Genomic DNA, 18,974 nt, shown 5'->3' with positions numbered 1-18,974 from the left:
GTCTTACTGGAAGAGTCCACCCGATAGGCAGTCATCCAAGTGATATGCAAAAAGACACTGCTGGAAACACCTTTGCAACGGCCCGCAGGCTCAGCTTCTCTTCTGGGAAGCTGAACCTCACCGAGTGGGTCGGCTCTGGCGATCGGGATGACATCTACCGCCTCAATTTTAGTAAATCAAGCAATGTCACCATTGCGGCTTCGGGAACAGGTAGTGGCACAGGGGCGATCGCCCATCTAATCCAAGACCTGAACAACAACGGCCGCCTCGATGCCAACGAGGTTAAAGGCAGGATGCCTATTCGCCCTGGGCAATCCAACACGCTAGCCGCCAAAAACCTGACGGGCACATTCTTCCTCAGAGTCCGCAGCCGGGGCGGCAGTCTCGATTACAACCTGGCAATGGAAACGACCCCATCGGATACATCCTCCAGTAGTGGCACTCGCGAAACCCAGCCGACTGGGTTCATTGCCGAGGTGCTGCGGCTGACCAATGCGTTTCGCCAGCAAAACGGCCTGCGGCCGCTGTCTTATAACAGCAAGCTGAGTAATGCAGCCCAGGGGCACAGCCTCAATATGGCAAATCAGGACTTCTTTAGCCACACGGGCAAAGACGGCTCTACCTTTAGTCAGCGGGTTACGGCGGCTGGATATCAGTGGTCGTTCACGGGCGAAAACATTGCTGCGGGCTACACCACGCCTCAGGCCGTGGTCAATGCTTGGATCAACAGCCCCGGACATCGGGCGGCGATGCTCAATCCCAACTATCAGGACATCGGCATCGGCTACCACTACCTCGCCAATGACACCGGCCAGGTCAACTATTACCACTATTGGACGCAAAACTTTGGTAAGCCCCTGTAGGGCTGGAGTTCGATTTTGGATTTGCGATTTTGGATTGCTAGTCGAGCGTTTGCAGAGCGTTCAGCAATTTTATTCGTAACGCTACTGAAGAGAATCGATATCAAAGGGTGAGGGCAAGCCTTGCAAGACAGTTTGGCTTGCACAGCAAGACAGTTTGATTTGCACAGCAAGACAGTTTGGTTTGCACAGCAAAACGGAGGCGGGAATGTGCTGCGTTCTCGCCTCTTTTTTTACAAAATCTTTTTGGCAGAAAATGGAGGGAGTTTTTGGACTATGGGAGAGAGCGATCGCCCCAAACCGCTTGCTCAATCCAAAATCCCCAAGCCAAAATCCAAAATCCCCAAGCCAAAATCTCTACAGCTTAGCCCGAATTTCCTCAACTCGCTTGCGATTCACGCCCAAATCAGACTGACCCAGGCGCGAGGCTGATCGCACCTGCACCACGCCCGCCGCCTCGTCTACGTAGAACTCCACATCGTCCACAAACCCCATCAGCGCACTGGTGAACTCGGCGTAGAGGTAGTTTTCAGACTCGGTGATGATCTGGGTGCGCGGCATGGCGGTAATGATGCCCTTGAGACGGGCGATCGCCTCGGCCGAGGTGCCGCTATAGCTCAGGGGCGCAATGTAATGCTCGGCATCTGACGCTGGAGCTTGACTATTGACACAGTTGGGTGAGCTAGGACAAGCTGCCAGTTTACCGTCCTTTACTCCCAGATTGGTGGGACGCGATCCAGAAAAAGAAAACAACGGAGCACCTCCAGAAGATTCAGCAAACACGGTCACAGAGATCGAGGTCGGAGAAACTATGGTCGAATGCGGAGCCGCCAGCGTTGCTGCCGGACGCATCAAACTGCCTCCCAGCAGCATCATCAGAGCAAAGACAGTCAGCCACTTCCATCGATTCATACGTTGCCTCTTGGTTTGGGGTTTATTTACGCCGTTATCGAGCGTTTGGGCGTTGATTCTGACGGTATAGAAACTGCGATTCGACACCCTGCCATAGATTTCATAACAATATCTTTACAATCCTGCCCAACTCAAGCTCGCTCCCTCCAAAAACCAAAGAATTGCTCGTTTGCCTGTCATTTAATCTTTGAGAATATTTAAGCTTTATAAAAAGCACATCCTCATTTCCGTATTTCCAGGGATAAGCTAGAAGTCTTCCTGTTTTGAAAATTGTCGAAAATCGTCATGTCTCAGCCTCTAAAATCCAGTCTCTCCAGCAATCGCAGTCTTTCTGCGCCTGTCAAATCTTCGCCCCTAGCTGCGCTCAGCGTGCGAACCGCCGCCCGCGCCTCTCAGCGAGAACCCGGAGGAACGCTGGCATCCGCGCTACGGGTCAGGCCTATTCCTGGAGCCTTTAATCGGCAAGATTCGGTCAGCCGCTCAGACCGCGACTTGTATCGGCTAGTGGTGAAAAATCCATCCGCCGCGCAGATTGTCTTTCGCAAGTCGGGTGCGCCGACGGTTCAGCTTGCGGTGCTAAATGCCAGGGGCAGGGTGCTGAGGTTCGGTGGACAAAAGCTGTCGTTTCCTGTGCTGGCTGGGGTTCGTAGGTTTAGCCTGACGGGCCTCTTGCCTAGCACTTATTTTGTGCGCGTTTCGACGGCTTCTAGTGCCCCGGTGAACTATCGCCTGCGGCTCAATGTATCAAACTTGCCGACCTCCTAGCTGGCAATCAACTCATAACAACGCAATGTGCAACTTTCAATCTGCATGATTCGTTTGACATTCAAGATAATCGGTTCTCCCCAGGGATAAGGGAGCCACAACGCTTGCTCCCTTTCCTTTTGTTCCCTTTCTTTTGGGAGAGGGCGAGGGTGAGGACTGCAAGAAGCTCAAGCACGAGAAACATGCTTCTGTTCAGCAACGCCCCCCTCTCCACTGGCTCTCGTTCATGAAGCTGGGGGAGTGGGCCTCCCCCCATCATCTGGGTACGACTATCAGTGCCATCTCCATATACTCAGTGCCATCTCTTTTCTATGGCTCAAACCCCCTCGTCTTCTTCTTGAATCAGGGGCAGGGTTATTTGCAATCGCGACAGGGGGCTATCTTCGCTGGGCATATTCAGCAATTCCAGCCGTCCGCCCATTGCCTCTAGGATAGATTGAAATGCCAGCAGGCCCAATCCCGACGAGAGTTGAGCCACAGGCACATAGCCACTGCTGCGAGTAATTTTGGGGTTTTGCGATAGAGCAGCTAACTGGTCGAGGGGTTCTTGCCAGGCCTCAGTGGGGCGCGTGTCTTCCAGGATGAGATGGGCCAGTTTGGTGGCTGCGTCGATTTCTGCCATCAGGCGAATCGAGCCATCGCGCATGGTGTCGATCGCCCCGCTCACCAGGCTCACCAACCCCTGCTGCAACCACTGCGGATCGGCCAGCACGTAGTAGGCTGGGCTAGGCGGGAGGATTTCTAGCTGCAAATTGCGGTTGCGGGCCAGAAGCTGGGTGCGATCGCCCACTGCCAGAAACGTTCCTGCAAGCTGTACAGGCTGTAGCTCCAGCTTGCGAAAGTCCTGGGAAATGCGCGAAATGGCGATTGCCTGATCCAGCAGCCCCAGCATCTTTTGGGCTGCGCCATTGGCCTGTCGCACAAACTCCCGCTCCTCCTCTGGGCTATCGCACAGATCGTTGAGAATCAACTGCTGTAGCCCGATTACGCCGTTAATGGGCGATCGCAGTTCATGAGACACCCGCGCCAGAAACCCGGCGTTGAATCGCGCCTGTTCGGAAGCCAGCCAGTAGGCCATTTCCAGTTTGCGGAGGGAACTGGAGGTCGGCGACTCCCTCCCGTCATTCCGCTCCAGTCCATCGCTTCGCAACCCCTGTGCTCTCACCAACTCCCACGCCAGCTTGGCCGCACCCACCTCACCGGCCTGATTGCCCAGAGCAGCGGGCAACACTTGCAGCCCTTCGCGAGAACTGGGCAGCACGCGGGTTTGCAGTTCCGCCCACAGCGTCGGGTAGAAAAACTCGAAGCTGGCGCTGATGCCGCCGCTGAGGATTACCGCTTCTGGCGTGAGGACATAGACCAGGCTGGCGATGCCCGCGCCGAGGTCGCGCCCATATTCTTGCCAAAAGGCGATCGCCTCCCGATCTCCCGCCTTAGCTCTGCGGCCCAGTTCTCCTGGCTCTAGCCCCGTGCGCCGTCGAATCGCCTGCACCGAGCAATATTGCTCCAGGGAACCACGATTGCCGCTGTTGCACTCTGGCCCCTGCGGATTCAACGTGATTAGCCCCAGTTCGCCGCCTGTGCCCTGTCGCCCCGCAAACAGCCTGCCATCCAGCACGATCGCTCCACCCACGCCCGTCCCCAGCGTCAGCAGGATCATATCCTGAAAGTTGCGCCCTGCCCCCAGCCAGCTTTCGCCCAACCCCGCACAGTTGGCATCGTTGGCCAGCACCGTCGGTTTGCCTGTCCTCGCCTCCAGCCAATCTGCCAGGGGCACGTCCTGCCAGCCGAGGTTGATGGCAACCCGCGCCACCCGCCCCGCTGCGTCTGCTGGGCCTGGCGTGCCGACCCCAAGGGCGATCGCCTCGTTCTGGGGGTCAACCTGGGCGATCGCCGCTACCATTGCCTCGACCACCTGCTCTGGCTGGGGCGGTTGCGGCGTGGGCACGGTGACGGACGCAGCGCACCTTCCCTGAGCGTCATATCGCCCCAGCTTGATCGCCGTGCCGCCGAGGTCGATGCCAATTACGTAGGGCATAGGGACGTTACTTCCAGTTTTCTCGCCGCAGCAGTGGGTTAATAAACTCATTCAGCCCTTCGCCGACCAGAGATAGGCCCGTGACCAGCAGCGTCAGGGCGAGGCCGGGGAAGAGGGCGGGCCACCAGATGCCCGTCGGCAGCGCGTCCAGAGCTTGGCGGAGATCTGCGCCCCATTCGGGGGTTTGGTCGGGCAAGCCCAGTCCCAAAAAGCCGAGTCCTCCCAGCGTCAGCGCGGCATCGGCGGCGTTGAGCGTAAACAGCACGGGCACGCTCTGGATCACGTTGGCAAAGAGGTACTTGCTCAAAACGCGCCAGGTGGACGCACCCATCGACTGCGCCGCTTCTATAAATAGCTCGGTTTTGACGCTGACGGTGTGGTTCCGCACGACGCGGTAATACTGCGGCACGTAGGCAATACTGAGGGCGATCGCCGCATTTAGCACGCCCCGCCCCACCACAAACGCCAGCGTCACCGACAGCAGCAGCCCCGGCAGCGTGTAGATCGTGTCCATCAGAAACAGCAGCACTCGGTCTAGCCAGCCGCCCAAATAGCCGCTCAGCATTCCCAACGGCACGCCCACCAGCACGCTCAGCGCCGTCGCCAGCACCACTACTTTCAGCGCCGCCTGTGCGCCATAGAGGGTGCGAGCAAAAATGTCGTAGCCTTGTCGATCGGTGCCAAACCAGTGCGCCGCCGACGGTGATTCATGAATTGGGTTCGCCAGCGCCTCCAGCGGGTCTTGCAGCCAGCCCCAGGTGTGGAACAGCGGAGCCAGCAGCGCCGCCAGCACAAATACTGCCACGATCGCCACGCCCACCCACATCATTTGCACCGACAAACTCGGCCGCTGTGTCGTGCGTAAAAATCGGAGCGATCGCAAATTGGTAAGCGCCATGCCAAATGGGATTCCAGGAGCAAAAAAGGGAAAAGATCGTGGCCTATTGTCGCACGTCTGAGGAAGCGTGATAGCGAGTTGGGATACTAGCGATTTTGGATTTTGGAGGGGCGATTTTGGATTTTGGAGGGGCGATTTTGGAGTGCTAGTCAAGCCTCTGCGGGGCTTTCAGGCATTTTATCCGGAGCGCTACTTAAAAAGACAGGACTTACGACAGACCTTACGCCCTTGCTCTGGCAAACCGGACAGTAGTAAATCCGTCGTCCGCCCAGGGTGTCTTTCTCGATTGGCGTTTGGCACACCCAGCAGGGCTGTCCGTCGCGGTTAAACACTTGAAAGCGATACTGTCCGCGGCTGAGGCCTTGCTGCTTCAGTTGGGTTACTAGGTTGAGGTCGTTGGTGATACCGCCGGTGGTGTAGGACTGACGGGAAAGGGCGATCGCCGCCTCAGCCAGTCCAGTTATTTGCTCTGGGGTGCAGTCCATCGGGCGCAGGCTAGGATGCACGCCCGCCACAAACAGTACCTCACTGCGGAGATAGTTGCCCAGGCCGCAGAGGAATTTTTGATCGAGCAGCAGCGACATCAGCCCGCGACGGTGAAAGCGTGGATCGAGAAATCGGGCGACGACCTGTTCAACGGTGACGGCGGAATCCAGCACGTCGGGGCCAACCTGGCTCCAGAAGGGGTGCTGCATTAGCTCGTCTTCTCGCAGCACTTCGATATCCGAGGCACTGTAGAGCAGGGCAGATTTTTGGCTGTTGTGAATTGCCAAACGGAGTTGACGCTTTGTTTTTGGGAAATCGTAGGCTTTGCGGACGAACCAGATGCCGTAGAGCTGGTTGTGGCTATAGATATTGAGCTGGCAGGCAAAGCGAATCAGCATTCCCTTGCCGCGTGTTTGCACGTTTAGGATGCGATCGCCCCTCAGTTTGTCTTCGTAGGGTTTCAGATGCTCAAAGGCGAAGAAAATATCTTGGACAGGCTCGCGGACTATGGCACGTTCAACTTCGTCCGCAGCACGGCGGATTTCGGGGCCTTCAGGCATATTAGGGCTTAGAGATTGGGGGTTAAGGATTTAAAGCTGGAGGCTGGAGCTATCGAATCATCCGAATCGCTGGCGTTCATCCGATTTGCGTACTATTTTCGTTCTGTTTGCGTAAAAGGCTGAGTGAAATCCGCCAAGTTGCTGATGAATTCAGGGAGCATATCAGAGGGATTTCGAGCTTTTAGGCGTTAATTAGCAATGGGGTCAGCTTTACAGGCTCACAGCCTACCATTTTGGAAAAATCAGCGCAATATTCCTCAACTCTTTTCTGTCCATAGACGCTATCAGTAGCCCGCTAGCTTGCCGCGCCGCTTGGTTTCACGCTCGGCTAAGTGAAACAGCGTCAGCCCCAGCGCAAAGTAAATCGCACCATTCAGCAGGGCCAGCCCAAAGTTGCTGGCCCTGAGCGGCACGCCCCGCGCCATCACATCGCGCATCAGCCCTGCACCGGGAGCCATTGGCAGCAGCAGCCCCAACAGCCGCAGCGGCCCCGACCAGGTTTCCGATGGCACGGCCAGCAAAAACAGCAGCGCAAACTGGAAAATTCCCAAAAGCTGCTGTACCTGCTTTAGCAATAGCGACAGCGACCCCATCGCAAAGGCCAGTCCATAGGCCCCTAGCAGCACCGTGGCAAAGGCAGGCAGCACCGCAGGCGGAAAGGATAGGCGCGTGCCTGTGAGCAGCGAAATCACACCGAGGATGCAGGCGATCAGCGTCAGTTGAATCGTTAGGCTGGCCAGTGCCCGCGTCAGGAAGAGCCGGGGCGGGCTGTAGGGCGATAAAAATAGCTGCTCCAGTGTGCCCGTCTGCGCTTCGCGCTGCAAGTTGCCCGCCACGTCGCTCATGATGAACAGCGCCAGCGTCCACAGCACGTAGCCGATGACCACCGCATCGAGGCGATCGCCAAACTGCAAGTCTGGCCCGGCAATATACCGCGCACTCAAAAACAGCCCGTAGAAGACGACGGTCGTGATCACAATACCGGCGATCGCCTCGGTGGAGTATCGCAACAGTTGAATCCAGCTTCGACGCAGTTCGGCCAGAAAAAGTTCGAGCATTGGAAGACCTGGAGGATCGGGGTATCGAAGGATCGAAGCTTAAGGGGATTGGAATGTTTCATCATCGCTTCATTCCATCATCCTGTTATTTTCCTGAATCGCAACTCATCCCCCCATTGCGCTATCGTCCTTCTGCACCACTGGCATCACCAGCATCTTATCTACTCGATTGCCGTCCATATCCATCACCTCAAACCGCAGGTTGTGCCAGTTGAAATAGTCGGCAGCGGCAGGAATCCGGCCGAGTTGCATGATCACGAAGCCCCCCAGCGTTTGATAGTTGCCCCGGTCTTCATCCGGCAGTTCGTCAAGGTCGAACAGTTCCTTGAGCTTGTCGATGGGCAACATGCCGTCCAGCAGCCAGGAGCCGTCTTCGCGCTGCACGATGGCGGCTTCAAAGCCGTGGTCTGCCATCGGCACATCGCCGATGATGACTTCCATCACGTCATTCAGCGTGACGATACCCTGCACCACGCCGTATTCGTCCACAATAATCGCCAGGTGCGTGCTGGACTGTTTGAACAACTCCAGCACCTTCAGCGCGGGGCTGGATTCGGGCACGAAGAGCGGCTGCCGCAGGTTGCCTGCCAGATCAAAGGGTTGGCCAGACAGGCTGCGCGACAGCAGATCAGTGACATGAGCCACGCCCAGCACGTTGTCTAGCGTTTCCTGACAGACCAGATAGCGGCTATGCCCGTTTTCGATGATTTTTTGACGATTAATATGTTCAGGATCGTTGAGATCTAGCCAGATAATTTCCAGGCGTGGGGTCATCAGGCCGCTGACGCGCTGGTCGCCCAGGTGAAAGACGCGCTCTACCATGTCTTGCTCGGCTGCATCAAACATACCGGCCTCTGCACCCTGGCGCACCATCACCTTAATTTCTTCTTCCGTCACCAGGGGTTCATTAGAAGACTGATTCACGCCCACCAGTTTCAGGATGCCTTCGGTGGAAGCGCTTAACAAGTGCACCAGCGGGTAGGCTAGAGAAGAGAGGCAGCGCATGGGGCGAGAGACAGCCCTGGCGATTTTTTCGGGGCTGCTGAGGGCGATGCGTTTGGGCACGAGTTCGCCGATGATCAGCGATAGATAGGTAATGGCCAGCACAACCAGGCTCAGGGCGATCGCCCCACTGTAGGGTTCAAGCGCGGGAATCTGGGCGATCGCCCCTGCCAGCGTATTCGCAATCGTCGCCCCGCCAAACGCGCCCGCCAGAATGCCAATGAGCGTGATGCCAACCTGCACCGTTGAGAGAAACCGATTGGGAGAAGTCGCCAGTTCTATCGCTGCCTGGGCTTTTTTGTCGCCTCGCTCGGCCATCTCCTGAAGGCGGATTTTGCGGGCAGACACAATCGCCATCTCCGACATCGCAAAGATGCCATTTGCCAAAATCAGCAGCAGCACGATTAAAACTTCAACAGCAACGGAAGGCATTGGTGGCAGTCTCCGGCAGCAGCCCGCGTCCGGCAAAAGGGGCTAGAAACGTCTTTGGAGTTGAGTTTGAAGGGAAGACAAGCTTGCAGGTGCTTGCAGACTCAATTTTGCTAACCAGGTTTGGCAAGCCAAATTGGCAAGCGCATCTCGCAAACTTATAGATGAAGGTAGCACCTCGGCCAGGGTGAAATTGTAGGATCAGCAGATTTTCTCGCAAGCGGCCAGGGGTCAGCGACAGATTTGACCTGACATCTGGAACCGATTTCCTGAATCCTGGGCCCTGACCCGTCTTTCCGGAAGCGGTTCCCCCAATCCTGAATCTCTGGCTGCGCTTTACAATGGTCAACAGTCTTTAGCTCAACCACTGCTTCCCGAAATCCCAACCGCTATGGCGTTTTCGTCGATCTGTCGCGTCATGGGGCGATCGCCCCTCACCGCCGAACTGCTCACCAAGCTGAACCAGCAGCGCCGCCTCAGTCTCAACGGCATTGCCCGCCTGCCCAAGGGACTGGTCGCCTCAACCCTGGCCCAAACGGCCCAGCGCCCGCTGCTGGTGGTTGCCGCCACGCTGGAGGAAGCCGGCCGCTGGACGGCCCAACTGGAAGCGATGGGCTGGAACACGGTGCATTTTTACCCCACCTCAGAAGCGTCGCCCTACGAACCCTTTGACCCCGAATCGGAAATGACCTGGGGGCAGTTGCAGGTGTTGGCAGATCTGGCGCGGGTTGAGTCATCGTCCCAGTCGTCCCAGCTTGCAATTGTGTCTACCGAGCGATCGCTCCAGCCGCACCTGCCGCCCGTGGAGACGTTTCGCCAGTTTTGCGTCACGCTGACCCAGGGCTTGGAAATTGACCTGAAATCCCTCAGCCGCCAACTGGCGCTGCTGGGCTACGAAAAAGTGGCAATGGTGGAAACCGAGGGGCAGTGGAGCCAGCGGGGGGACATTATCGACGTGTTTCCGGTGGCGGCGGAGTTGCCCGTGCGCCTGGAGCTATTTGGCGATGAGCTAGAGAAGATCCGCGAGTTTGACCCGGCCAGCCAGCGATCGCTCGACAATGTGCCGCAGTTGGTGCTGACGGCAACGGATTTTGCGCCGATGGTGTTGTTGGGACTGGGGGCCAGCGGTCAGGGCGATCTGGCAGAAAGTTTGGAGCGTCTCCAGCCGTACCTATCCCCGGAAGAAGCGGAGCGATTGGCGGAAAGCGGACGACTGGAAGGGGCACGGCGGTTTTTGGGGCTGGCGTTTGACCGGCCCGCGTCGCTGCTGGATTATTTACCAGAGAATACCCTGGTTGCCATTGATGAGGTGGAGCAATGTCAGGCACATGGCGATCGCTGGTTTGACCATGCGGAAGACCACTGGCGCGAGGTATCCGGGGGGCAGGGCACGGAGAACGACGGCGTGACGGCGCAACCTCTCACGGCTCCAACCCTTCCCAAGACCCACCGACCGTTTACGGAGTCCCTTGCGGCGTGCGATCGCTTCCTCTGTCTACACCTGTCCGAACTAGCGGAGGAAGGCAACGGGCTGAACCTGTCGAGCCGCCCAGTTCCCGCCGTGCCGCACCAGTTTGGGCGCTTGGCAGAGACGATTCGCCAAGAGCGCGATCGCCAGTTTGGGATCTGGCTAATTTCGGCGCAGCCGTCGCGGTCAGTGGCGCTGTTGCAGGAACACGACTGTCCGGCGCAGTTCATTCCCAATCCGCACGACTATCCGGCCATCGATCGGCTCCAGGCAAACCGCGTGCCGACGGCGGTGAAGTATTCCGGTCTGGCAGAGCTAGAGGGCTTCATCCTGCCGACGTTCCGCATCGTCGTCCTCACCGACCGCGAGTTTTTTGGGCAGCACACCCTGGCCACGCCCAGCTACGTCCGCAAGCGTCGCCGCGCCGCCTCCAAACAAGTTGACCCAAACAAGCTACAACCGGGCGATTACGTCGTCCACAAAAACCACGGCATTGGCCAGTTCATCAAGCTGGAAAGCCTGACGCTGGACAACGAAACCCGCGAATATCTGGTGCTGAAATATGCCGACGGGCTGCTGCGGGTGGCGGCGGATCAGGTGAATGCGCTGTCGCGGTTTCGCGGCGTGGGCGAGGGCAAACCCGAACTCAGCAAGATGACGGGCAAAGCCTGGGAGCGCACCAAGCAGAAGGTTCGCAAAGCAATCAAGAAAGTTGCCTTTGACCTATTGCAACTCTATGCCCAGCGGGCCCAGCAGCAGGGCCACGCCTACCCGCCAGACACGCCCTGGCAGGAGGAAATGGAGGACTCGTTCCCCTACCAGCCCACGACCGACCAGCTCAAGGCGATTCAGGACGTGAAGCGGGACATGGAGGGCGATCGCCCGATGGATCGGCTGGTCTGTGGCGACGTGGGCTTCGGCAAAACCGAGGTCGCCATCCGCGCTGTGTTCAAGGCGATCACCGCTGGGAAACAGGTCGCCCTGCTCGCGCCGACGACGATTCTGACGCAGCAGCATTACCACACGCTGAAGGAGCGCTTTGCCCCATACCCGATTCAGGTCGGTCTGCTGAACCGTTTTCGCACCAATGCCGAAAAGCAGGACATCCTGAAGCGCCTCGCCTCTGGGGAACTGGATGTGGTGGTGGGGACGCACCAGCTTTTGGGCAAGGGCGTGCAGTTCAAAGACTTGGGGCTGCTGGTGGTAGACGAAGAGCAGCGCTTTGGCGTGAACCAGAAGGAAAAAATCAAAACCCTGAAAACCCAGGTAGACGTGCTGACCCTCAGCGCCACGCCGATTCCCCGGACGCTTTACATGGCGCTGTCGGGCGTGCGCGAGATGAGCCTGATTACCACGCCGCCGCCCTCCCGCCGCCCCATCAAAACGCACCTGTCGCCCTACGACCCGGAGATGGTGCGGACGGCCATTCGGCAAGAACTCGATCGCGGTGGGCAGGTGTTTTACGTGGTGCCACGGGTGGAGGGCATTGAGGAAACCGCCGCCAAGCTCCGAGAGATGGTGCCGGGGGTGCGGATGGCGATCGCCCACGGGCAAATGCAGGAAGGCGAACTGGAAGCCACCATGCTCACCTTCAACAACGGCGAGGCGGATATTCTCGTCTGCACCACGATTATCGAATCGGGGCTGGACATTCCCCGCGTCAATACGATTCTGATCGAAGACGCACAAAAGTTCGGTCTGTCGCAGCTTTACCAGCTCCGGGGTCGGGTCGGGCGAGCGGGCATCCAGGCCCATGCGTGGCTGTTTTACCCGAAACAGAGCCAGCTTACAGAAACCGCCCGCCAGCGCCTCCGCGCCATCCAAGAATTTACCCAGCTTGGCTCTGGCTATCAGTTGGCCATGCGCGATATGGAGATTCGCGGCGTGGGCAATCTGCTGGGCGCAGAGCAGTCGGGCCAGATGGATGCGATCGGCTTTGACCTGTATATGGAAATGCTGGAGGAAGCCATCAAGGAAATTCGCGGCCAGGAAATTCCCCAGGTGGACGATACGCAAATCGACCTGCGCCTCACCGCCTTCATCCCCGCCGACTATATCCCCGACCTGGATCAAAAGATGAGCGCCTATCGCGCCGTCGCCGCTGCCCAGACCAAGCAGGAATTGACCGAGATTGCGGTGGATTGGAGCGATCGCTATGGCCCCATTCCCCCCGCCGCGCTGCAACTGTTCCGCGTGGTAGAACTGAAGCAAATCGCTAAGAAGCTGGGCTTCTCGCGCATCAAGCCCGACGGCAAGCAGCACATCCTGCTAGAAACGCCGATGGAAGAACCCGCCTGGAACCTACTAAAGGACAAGCTGCCCAGCCACCTGCAACCCCGCTTTGTCTACACCCCCGGCAAAGTCACCGTCCGCGGACTGGGGGCCCTCAGCGCCGACCTCCAGCTAGAGAACCTGATCGACTGGCTCAGCCGGATGCAGGGGGCCTTGTTGGAGCCGAGCTTGGTTTAGGGATTGATATCAAGTCTAAGAAAGCTGCTATCGCATACAATGGCGGTCATTTCTGTTGCATGACTTGTATGTCTGGAGGGGAAAATATTAAATGTCCGTTAACTTCGATAGCGTGATCAACGCTTCAAGCTCTGAAGAAAGTTTCTTACAAGTCTTTCAAGATGCTTTCTCACAGCAAGCCCATCCACTCCTTGAAGCGCATCGAACGATTCTCACAGCCTGCTATAGAAATCCAGGACTTTCTCCAACCCTAAAAGCCCATACACCAGAAATGTTAGCCAAGACTTGGTTAAAGAAATATAACGATAGCTATAACAGTCGAATTTCCAGACGACTCTCGAAACCCCTAGGTACAGTCGCCGATCCAATCGTCAGTATCATCATCAATGCTCGATTGCCAGGATTAACAACAGAACAGCTCGAGCAAATCAAATATGCTCATAGGCTATCGATGTCTGCCGAAAACATCCAGGGACTACTGTTAGAAGAATTTTTAGCTGAGCAGCTTGCTGATTACGGTTGGTACTGTTGTTGGGGAGAATCGGTTCGGCACGTAGATTTTTGCAATGTCGATGGCTCTCTTTTGCAGGTCAAGAACCGAAGCAACTCAGAAAACAGTTCATCCTCTAGAGTAAGGATTAATCGACCCATTGAAAAATGGTATCGGGTTGATGCTAGAACGGGTTCCTACCGATGGTCTTATTTCAATGACAAGTACAGTACGGATCGATTTTCAGAAGAAAATTTTGTTACTTTTGTTCAACGCATTTTGTTAGCTAACCCAAATGCCCTCGCTATTGAATTAAATAATCCTTGGCAGGATCTATCAGGGTTATCAAACTAAGTTGAGAGATAGCTGCTTTACTGAGGATTCTTCAAAACAACCCATCTCCTTCATCCAATTGACATCATCCGTTTTGTGGTAGCGGGAATACGGGAAATCTGGGTAATTTAGAGGCTGCTCACCCTTTAAATGAGATAGCAACATCCTGGCGATCGCCCTTCCTAGAGAGCAAGGTACAGCATTGCCTACTTGTCGATATTGATCGAGTAAGGTGCCTGCAATAATCCAATCGTCTGGGAACTCTTGAATACGCTTATATTCTTCAATGCTAAGGGGTCTATCTTCCTCTGGATGCGCTAGATCAGTCGCAGGCATAGCTGGATGGGTAACCAAGGTTGGGGCGGGCTTATCCCACGCTAGCCTGCGGTAAAAACCCGTCTTTCCCCCTCCCGCATGATAAGAAGCTCCTAGCGCTTCTTGATGTAGTTCTTCTGGCAAGTCTCGCCAGTATTGTCCTGGCTTTAGCAACTTGTAATACTTGAGCCGTTTTTCAGGAAACTTGACAAAATGATGTCCATCTTCAGGTAGTCCTTGTAAGGCTTCTCGTAAGCTTTTCCAGGTTGGCAATCCGTACAGACCTTTTTCTGAATGAGTGGGGGTGAGGTAAGGAAGTTTCTCGCCATCCCGACTACAAGCAATGACGACCCTTTCCCGTTGCTGCGGCGCTCCAAAATTAGCAGCATTATACAAATTAAAAGAGATACTGTACCCAGCCTCCCTGAGCCGTTGAGCAATAAAGAGCAGGGCACCGCCTCTCTGCTCATCTTGAGACAATGGCGGAAAATTTTTTCCTCGCATTTCATGAGGTCTGTGCTTCAACGGAGCAGACAGTAATCCTCGAACATTTTCAATAACTGCAAATCTCGGCTTCAACTCAATGATTAAATCAATAAACGTCAAAAAGACATTACCTCGCTCGTCATTGAATCCTTGACGTTTGCCTGCACTGCTAAAGGCTTGGCATGGAGGCCCGCCAACGATAACATCAATTTCGTCGGTCGAACTCAGCCCTGCCTTTTCTCGAATTTCTGAGGCTGAGTAATCTCGAATATCCCCGATCAACGCTATATCGGGTCGATTGATCTCAATTGTTTTTCGAGCGGCTGTATCGACTTCGCAAGCCAGTAGAACCTGGATGCCTTCCTTTTCTAGTCCTAAGTCCAAACCCATGCAACCAGAAAAAAAACTCAAGGCTCTCAGATCGGTTTTTTTAAACGAGCGTCGCCCATGATCAGGAATGCTTAAGCTTGTATCTTCTCCTTTGATTCGGTAGTTTTGAACGGACTCTGATGCGACAATCCACCGGCTGCTAATCCGTTCCCCTCTGATTTCGCCATACCGGAGCAGTTGACGAACATATTGCTCTGAGCAATTTAGGATTTCAGAGGTTTCCTTTACGGAGAGGTACTGGGTCGCCATGCTTTCGGAAGCGAAACTGAAACTAGGTACCCATACTATCGCCAGGGTAACGGGCTTGCAAGCATTCTGAACTAATGTTCTTGGCTCATCACCTGTGGACGAGGGAATGATGTTTTGGGAAGCGCCGCACCGCCGCGCCAGTCCTTTTTGCTGGGGCCATCGACGGTGGGCTAGGTGGCGGTGATAGAGTGAACCGGAGTCATCAGCCCTTGAGGAGGTTGCGATGGTTTGGCTTGGGAATGGGGAGATTTTGGATTGGGGATTTTGGATTTTGGATGGCGGGGATGCCCTGCTAAAATCCAAAATCCAAAACCCAAAACCCAAAATCCTCTTTATCTGTTCTTACTCATTCGCGCCAGGGTTGCTCCGGACTTCACGGTGTAGGCAGCGCAGCACTTCGCCGGGTTGCTCGGCATTGAGGACGATGCCGTTGGGCGGAAATTCCAGGGCGCGAGTCCACTCAAAGCGTTCGGCATAGCGGAGCAGGTGCAGCCGGTCAATCGCCATCTGTGCGTCTTCGGGCAGGCCGATGATGCAGTGGCGCAGGCGGCGACGGTGGGGCAGTTCGCAGGTGAGCGGGGGCAGCGAAAACTGGGTCGCCTCCGAGCGTGGGGACGACCAGGTGTATTGGATTGTCAGCATTTGGGGTTTCCTCCTTGGAAACGAGGTAGGGAAACCCCGAAAAGATGGCCGCCCAAACGACGCAAAGCAGGTTTCAAGGCGGCCATACAATAGGCAAAGCCCTGAGACAGCTCACTCTGTCCTGGGGTCAGGCGTTGGTAGGTGTTGGCGCATCTACCAATGCCGTAATCGACGAACCGGCCAAATTTTCGGGGAGTGAAGATAAGCTGCGTCTTGGAAAAATTACAGCTTGATGGACGATTGTAGTCGATACGCCCGATGGGCGCAAGCAAAATTTTGGGCCTTGCTGAATTCAAGGATGAATCAGTTGTGGGATGGGCACTTTGCCGAACTTGAGGTGGTGGAGTCGCTAACGCATCGAGTGCTTTAGCCTGTCTATGAACTTGGAATGACGATGCAGGCGAGCAAGATGATGCCTCAAGCGGCTGACGAGCTACAGGTACTCTGCCAAAAAATCGAGGGCATCGGCGGCATCTGCACTGAAGGGGTCGTCTTCCCAGCAGGGGGCAGGCAACAGCAACGCCAGGTTTGCCAGCACGTCCGCTTCAATTTCATCCAGATTTTTCACTGCAAACCAGTCTTCTAGCGCCTTCAGGTCGCGATCGCGCAGAGGAGCCAGCGTTGGCGTTTCAACAGGCGGGACGATCGGCAATTCAGGCAGGGGTGCAAGCCTGCTTCCTGGCTCTACCCTTGCCAGCGCTACGTCCCCATCGGGCAGTCGCACGGCGGGTGTTGTGCCCACAGCCTGCCGACGAGCCACGCGCTTGCGGGTGAGGGCACGCGCACTGAACTCCAACAGTTCTGCCAGAGACGGGTCGGCGTTGTCGTGAGGGGAGGTGAGGAACATGGAGGGTGTATGGGAGGAGGAGGGAGGAGGAGTGGAACAGGAGAGATGGCGAAGCAGCGCAGGCTGATCTGGTGCGCGTGTGCGTCTGTGTATGTTTGTCTGTGTATGTTTGGCGGGTGGTGAAGTTGGGGTGCAACGAGCTAGCGCGATCGCGCTCTGTTCGACCGGGCTATGCAACCGGAACACGCAAGCAGGTTATGCAACTGGGAACAGCGTTTCAGCAGGAACAGCGCGACTGGAAACAGCGTTTAACTTAGTCTGTCGGGATTCCGAACCCAGGCCAACCGACCTTATGCTGAAATGCCTGCATAGTGTCCTGAAAATCAGGCAATGCGAGCCTGCGGGCACTTCAGAAGTATTGGGTTTGCAGACTGAAGACTGGCAGAGTGCGATCTCCCAGGTGAATTAATTGAACTGGGACTAAGCAGATCCTGAGTATCAGAAGCAACCAGAATCAACAGATTCTTGAATCCGCGAGATAGCAAAAGTTGCTACTGCTTAAACCAGATTTTGGCTTCAGCAATGCTGCGGAAATTTGAGAAACACCCTATTTCTTGAAGATACGAAAAAATCCGGAAAGTTGCCAATTTATTTACAGATCGTTGACGGTTATGCAATAAGGCTGGAGCGTTACTTCAAAGACCTCGGCAAAAGACTGGGCGATCGCCCCTTGCACCTCCGCCACGGTAATCTCTGGAATCCAGTCGGCCAGGCAACCCACCGGGCGATCGCCAATGCCGCAGGGCACAATCACCCCAAAGCCACGCATCTCCGGGCACACGTTTAGTGAAAAGCCATGCATCGTCACCCAGCGGCTCACCTTGATGCCGATTGCGCCGACCTTGCGCCCATCCACCCACACGCCCGTCAGCCCGTCGATCCGGCCGCCTGCCAGTCCAAACGGGGCGATCGCCCGGATCACTACCTCCTCCAACTGCCGCAAATACCAGTGCAAATCCTGCCGATAGCGCCGCAGGTTCAAAATTGGATAGCCCACCAGTTGCCCTGGACAGTGATACGTCACTTCGCCACCGCGCTCGACTCGGTGAATCTCTGCATCCGTCCGCTCAAGATCAAACTTCACAAAATCTAGCGTTGCCCCCTGCCCCAGCGTGTAGACGGGTGGATGCTCCAGTAAAAGCAGCAGGTCTGGGGAATCGGGCTGCTGGATCAGGCGATTGACGTGCGATCGCTGCCATTCCCAGGCCGTTTTGTAAGGTACAAGTCCCGCTTCCCAAAGCCAGCAAATACGGCTGGATAGTTGATTTACCCGTTGATCTACCAAAGGACTTATCCTGCCCAAAAGCGACAGTCTGCACCTGCCAACAAATCAAGAATCATCACAGCTTGCAAAGCATTATGTAACGAATCCGTCGTCCAGAATACAAGGTGCTAGGGTGAAAATATACCCACTACAACAGGGTAATTGAATACCCACCATTAAGGGGAGGAAGCTCTATGAAGCTTGTCATCCAGGGCAAAAACATTGAGATCACCGATGCACTCCATGAATACGTTCGTCAGAAAGTTGAAAAGGCAGTCAGTCATTTCCAAAACCTGACGACCGAAGTGGATGTGTGTTTGTCGGTAGCTCGCAACCCCCGGATTAACCCTCGACAAACGGCTGAGGTGACGATCTACGCAAACGGCGCGGTGGTTCGTGCCGAAGAAAGCAGCGAAAACCTCTACGCCAGCATCGACCTCGTGGCGGACAAAATTAGCCGCCAGCTCCGCAAGTTCAAAGAAAAGCGGAACACACACACACCCATCCGCACGGCTGAGGTGTTGCCCTATCAACCCGTTGATGCCGACTTGCTCGCCAATCGCGAACCCGAACTGCCCTCGGAGGTGGTGCGAAGCAAGTATTTTGCCATGCCGCCAATGACCATCGAGCAGGCGCTAGAACAGCTTGAGCTGGTAGATCACGATTTTTATATGTTTCTTAACGCCGAGACGGGCGAAATCAACGTGATTTACGAACGCAATCACGGCGGCTATGGCGTGATTCAGCCGCGCCGCACCAATGGCCACCACCCTGCCGAAAATGGCAACGGCAAAGCCGCTCAAAATGGCACCAAAGCCTACACGCCTTCGACGACTGCTTCGGTTCATAGAGGAACCTAGACGGCAGGGTGCGTTGACCCATGCCTATTCGTTCGCTTAAATTCCGGCAGTCTGAGGGTTACTAATCACTTCGACTGACCGCCCTTTAACAAAAAACGGGAGTCCAGCGGTTTCGCTTGGCTCCCGTTTTGGTTTTAGCAGAACCTGCGCCCT

General features: G+C 55.8%; 16 protein-coding genes and 3 pseudogenes. 6 read left to right on the top strand and 13 right to left on the bottom strand.

The features are described from left to right. The first annotated feature begins 44 nt into the window (after positions 1-44). Entirely contained in the window at positions 45-863 is an 819-nt protein-coding gene (locus IGS16_RS15600; protein ID WP_297086960.1) for a CAP domain-containing protein, read from the top strand. Positions 864-1,217: 354 nt separating this feature from the next. Here IGS16_RS15600 and IGS16_RS15595 read toward each other — a convergent pair whose 3' ends face one another. Then, positions 1,218-1,712, bottom strand: coding sequence for a DUF1499 domain-containing protein (locus IGS16_RS15595; protein ID WP_367185803.1), 495 nt, complete (start codon positions 1,710-1,712; stop codon positions 1,218-1,220). A 345-nt stretch (positions 1,713-2,057) separates the two neighbouring features. Between IGS16_RS15595 and IGS16_RS15590 the strand changes: the two genes are divergently transcribed. Continuing rightward, positions 2,058-2,537: a hypothetical protein gene (locus IGS16_RS15590; RefSeq protein WP_297086956.1), complete on the top strand. Its 480-nt coding sequence runs from the start codon at positions 2,058-2,060 to the stop codon at positions 2,535-2,537. A gap of 316 nt (positions 2,538-2,853) precedes the next feature. Here IGS16_RS15590 and IGS16_RS22380 read toward each other — a convergent pair whose 3' ends face one another. The 6 genes and pseudogenes from IGS16_RS22380 to IGS16_RS15565 all read right to left on the bottom strand — a co-directional run bounded on the left by IGS16_RS22380 (position 2,854) and on the right by IGS16_RS15565 (position 9,011). After that, complete coding sequence (locus IGS16_RS22380; protein ID WP_367185802.1) at positions 2,854-3,615, bottom strand: sensor histidine kinase; 762 nt, start codon at positions 3,613-3,615, stop codon at positions 2,854-2,856. An 84-nt stretch (positions 3,616-3,699) separates the two neighbouring features. Then, positions 3,700-4,575 (bottom strand): annotated as a pseudogene (locus IGS16_RS22375) (ROK family protein); the annotation flags it as partial. Between the two features lie 7 nt (positions 4,576-4,582). Continuing rightward, positions 4,583-5,473, bottom strand: a complete 891-nt coding sequence (locus tag IGS16_RS15580) for an ABC transporter permease (RefSeq protein WP_297086953.1) — start codon at positions 5,471-5,473, stop codon at positions 4,583-4,585. A 149-nt stretch (positions 5,474-5,622) separates the two neighbouring features. Next, positions 5,623-6,519 carry an endonuclease VIII gene (gene nei / locus IGS16_RS15575; protein ID WP_297086951.1) on the bottom strand — a complete coding sequence of 299 codons (897 nt, stop codon included), beginning with the start codon at positions 6,517-6,519 and terminating at the stop codon, positions 5,623-5,625. Between the two features lie 284 nt (positions 6,520-6,803). Beyond that, the gene (locus IGS16_RS15570) at positions 6,804-7,577 is read right to left on the bottom strand and encodes an ABC transporter permease (RefSeq protein ID WP_297086949.1); all 774 of its coding nucleotides are present in this window, start codon (positions 7,575-7,577) and stop codon (positions 6,804-6,806) included. A gap of 105 nt (positions 7,578-7,682) precedes the next feature. Continuing rightward, positions 7,683-9,011: a hemolysin family protein gene (locus IGS16_RS15565; protein ID WP_297086947.1), complete on the bottom strand. Its 1,329-nt coding sequence runs from the start codon at positions 9,009-9,011 to the stop codon at positions 7,683-7,685. 388 nt (positions 9,012-9,399) lie between these two features. Between IGS16_RS15565 and mfd the strand changes: the two genes are divergently transcribed. Then, positions 9,400-12,945, top strand: coding sequence for a transcription-repair coupling factor (gene mfd / locus IGS16_RS15560; RefSeq protein ID WP_297086945.1), 3,546 nt, complete (start codon positions 9,400-9,402; stop codon positions 12,943-12,945). Positions 12,946-13,036: 91 nt separating this feature from the next. Then, positions 13,037-13,789 (top strand): SinI family restriction endonuclease, encoded by a 753-nt coding sequence (locus IGS16_RS15555; protein WP_297086943.1) that lies wholly within the window; start codon positions 13,037-13,039, stop codon positions 13,787-13,789. On the opposite strand, the gene IGS16_RS15550 is transcribed toward IGS16_RS15555, so the two are convergent. The 5 genes and pseudogenes from IGS16_RS15550 to IGS16_RS15535 form a co-directional block, all read right to left on the bottom strand. Next, positions 13,781-15,208, bottom strand: a complete 1,428-nt coding sequence (locus IGS16_RS15550; RefSeq protein ID WP_297086942.1) for a DNA cytosine methyltransferase — start codon at positions 15,206-15,208, stop codon at positions 13,781-13,783. The two genes, IGS16_RS15555 and IGS16_RS15550, sit on opposite strands and share 9 nt — an antisense overlap. Before the next feature lie 90 nt (positions 15,209-15,298). Continuing rightward, a pseudogene (locus IGS16_RS22370) lies at positions 15,299-15,420 on the bottom strand (type I glyceraldehyde-3-phosphate dehydrogenase); the annotation flags it as partial. 130 nt (positions 15,421-15,550) lie between these two features. Continuing rightward, positions 15,551-15,850: a hypothetical protein gene (locus tag IGS16_RS15545; RefSeq protein ID WP_297086940.1), complete on the bottom strand. Its 300-nt coding sequence runs from the start codon at positions 15,848-15,850 to the stop codon at positions 15,551-15,553. A gap of 349 nt (positions 15,851-16,199) precedes the next feature. Further along, a pseudogene (locus IGS16_RS15540) lies at positions 16,200-16,274 on the bottom strand (IS1 family transposase); the annotation flags it as partial. Between the two features lie 9 nt (positions 16,275-16,283). Next, the gene (locus tag IGS16_RS15535) at positions 16,284-16,697 is read right to left on the bottom strand and encodes a hypothetical protein (RefSeq protein WP_297086938.1); all 414 of its coding nucleotides are present in this window, start codon (positions 16,695-16,697) and stop codon (positions 16,284-16,286) included. A gap of 101 nt (positions 16,698-16,798) precedes the next feature. On the opposite strand from IGS16_RS15535, the gene IGS16_RS15530 reads away from it, so the two are divergent. Continuing rightward, positions 16,799-16,954 (top strand): hypothetical protein, encoded by a 156-nt coding sequence (locus tag IGS16_RS15530; protein WP_297086936.1) that lies wholly within the window; start codon positions 16,799-16,801, stop codon positions 16,952-16,954. Between the two features lie 335 nt (positions 16,955-17,289). Here the strand turns inward: IGS16_RS15530 and lipB are convergent, their stop codons facing one another. Beyond that, a complete protein-coding gene (gene lipB / locus IGS16_RS15525; RefSeq protein WP_297086934.1) occupies positions 17,290-17,982 on the bottom strand; it encodes a lipoyl(octanoyl) transferase LipB in 693 nt (230 codons plus the stop codon). Positions 17,983-18,155: 173 nt separating this feature from the next. On the opposite strand from lipB, the gene raiA reads away from it, so the two are divergent. Next, positions 18,156-18,821, top strand: a complete 666-nt coding sequence (gene raiA / locus IGS16_RS15520) for a ribosome-associated translation inhibitor RaiA (protein ID WP_297086932.1) — start codon at positions 18,156-18,158, stop codon at positions 18,819-18,821. Positions 18,822-18,974 lie beyond the last annotated feature (153 nt).

The sequence above is a fragment of the Thermoleptolyngbya sp. C42_A2020_037 genome (genome assembly GCF_015272455.1).
Classification (GTDB): domain Bacteria; phylum Cyanobacteriota; class Cyanobacteriia; order Elainellales; family Elainellaceae; genus Thermoleptolyngbya.
This window is presented reverse-complemented; position numbering and strand designations above follow the sequence as displayed.

Bases quoted from the DNA above. Each gene is read 5' to 3' on its own strand.
- IGS16_RS15600 (WP_297086960.1), top strand. From the start codon at position 45: ATGCAAAAAGACACTGCTGGAAACACCTTTGCAACGGCCCGCAGGCTC.
- IGS16_RS15595 (WP_367185803.1), bottom strand. From the start codon at position 1,712: ATGCGTCCGGCAGCAACGCTGGCGGCTCCGCATTCGACCATAGTTTCT.
- IGS16_RS15590 (WP_297086956.1), top strand. From the start codon at position 2,058: ATGTCTCAGCCTCTAAAATCCAGTCTCTCCAGCAATCGCAGTCTTTCT.
- IGS16_RS22380 (WP_367185802.1), bottom strand. From the start codon at position 3,615: ATGGCCTACTGGCTGGCTTCCGAACAGGCGCGATTCAACGCCGGGTTT.
- IGS16_RS15580 (WP_297086953.1), bottom strand. From the start codon at position 5,473: ATGGCGCTTACCAATTTGCGATCGCTCCGATTTTTACGCACGACACAG.
- nei (WP_297086951.1), bottom strand. From the start codon at position 6,519: ATGCCTGAAGGCCCCGAAATCCGCCGTGCTGCGGACGAAGTTGAACGT.
- IGS16_RS15570 (WP_297086949.1), bottom strand. From the start codon at position 7,577: ATGCTCGAACTTTTTCTGGCCGAACTGCGTCGAAGCTGGATTCAACTG.
- IGS16_RS15565 (WP_297086947.1), bottom strand. From the start codon at position 9,011: ATGCCTTCCGTTGCTGTTGAAGTTTTAATCGTGCTGCTGCTGATTTTG.
- mfd (WP_297086945.1), top strand. From the start codon at position 9,400: ATGGCGTTTTCGTCGATCTGTCGCGTCATGGGGCGATCGCCCCTCACC.
- IGS16_RS15555 (WP_297086943.1), top strand. From the start codon at position 13,037: ATGTCCGTTAACTTCGATAGCGTGATCAACGCTTCAAGCTCTGAAGAA.
- IGS16_RS15550 (WP_297086942.1), bottom strand. From the start codon at position 15,208: ATGGCGACCCAGTACCTCTCCGTAAAGGAAACCTCTGAAATCCTAAAT.
- IGS16_RS15545 (WP_297086940.1), bottom strand. From the start codon at position 15,850: ATGCTGACAATCCAATACACCTGGTCGTCCCCACGCTCGGAGGCGACC.
- IGS16_RS15535 (WP_297086938.1), bottom strand. From the start codon at position 16,697: ATGTTCCTCACCTCCCCTCACGACAACGCCGACCCGTCTCTGGCAGAA.
- raiA (WP_297086932.1), top strand. From the start codon at position 18,156: ATGAAGCTTGTCATCCAGGGCAAAAACATTGAGATCACCGATGCACTC.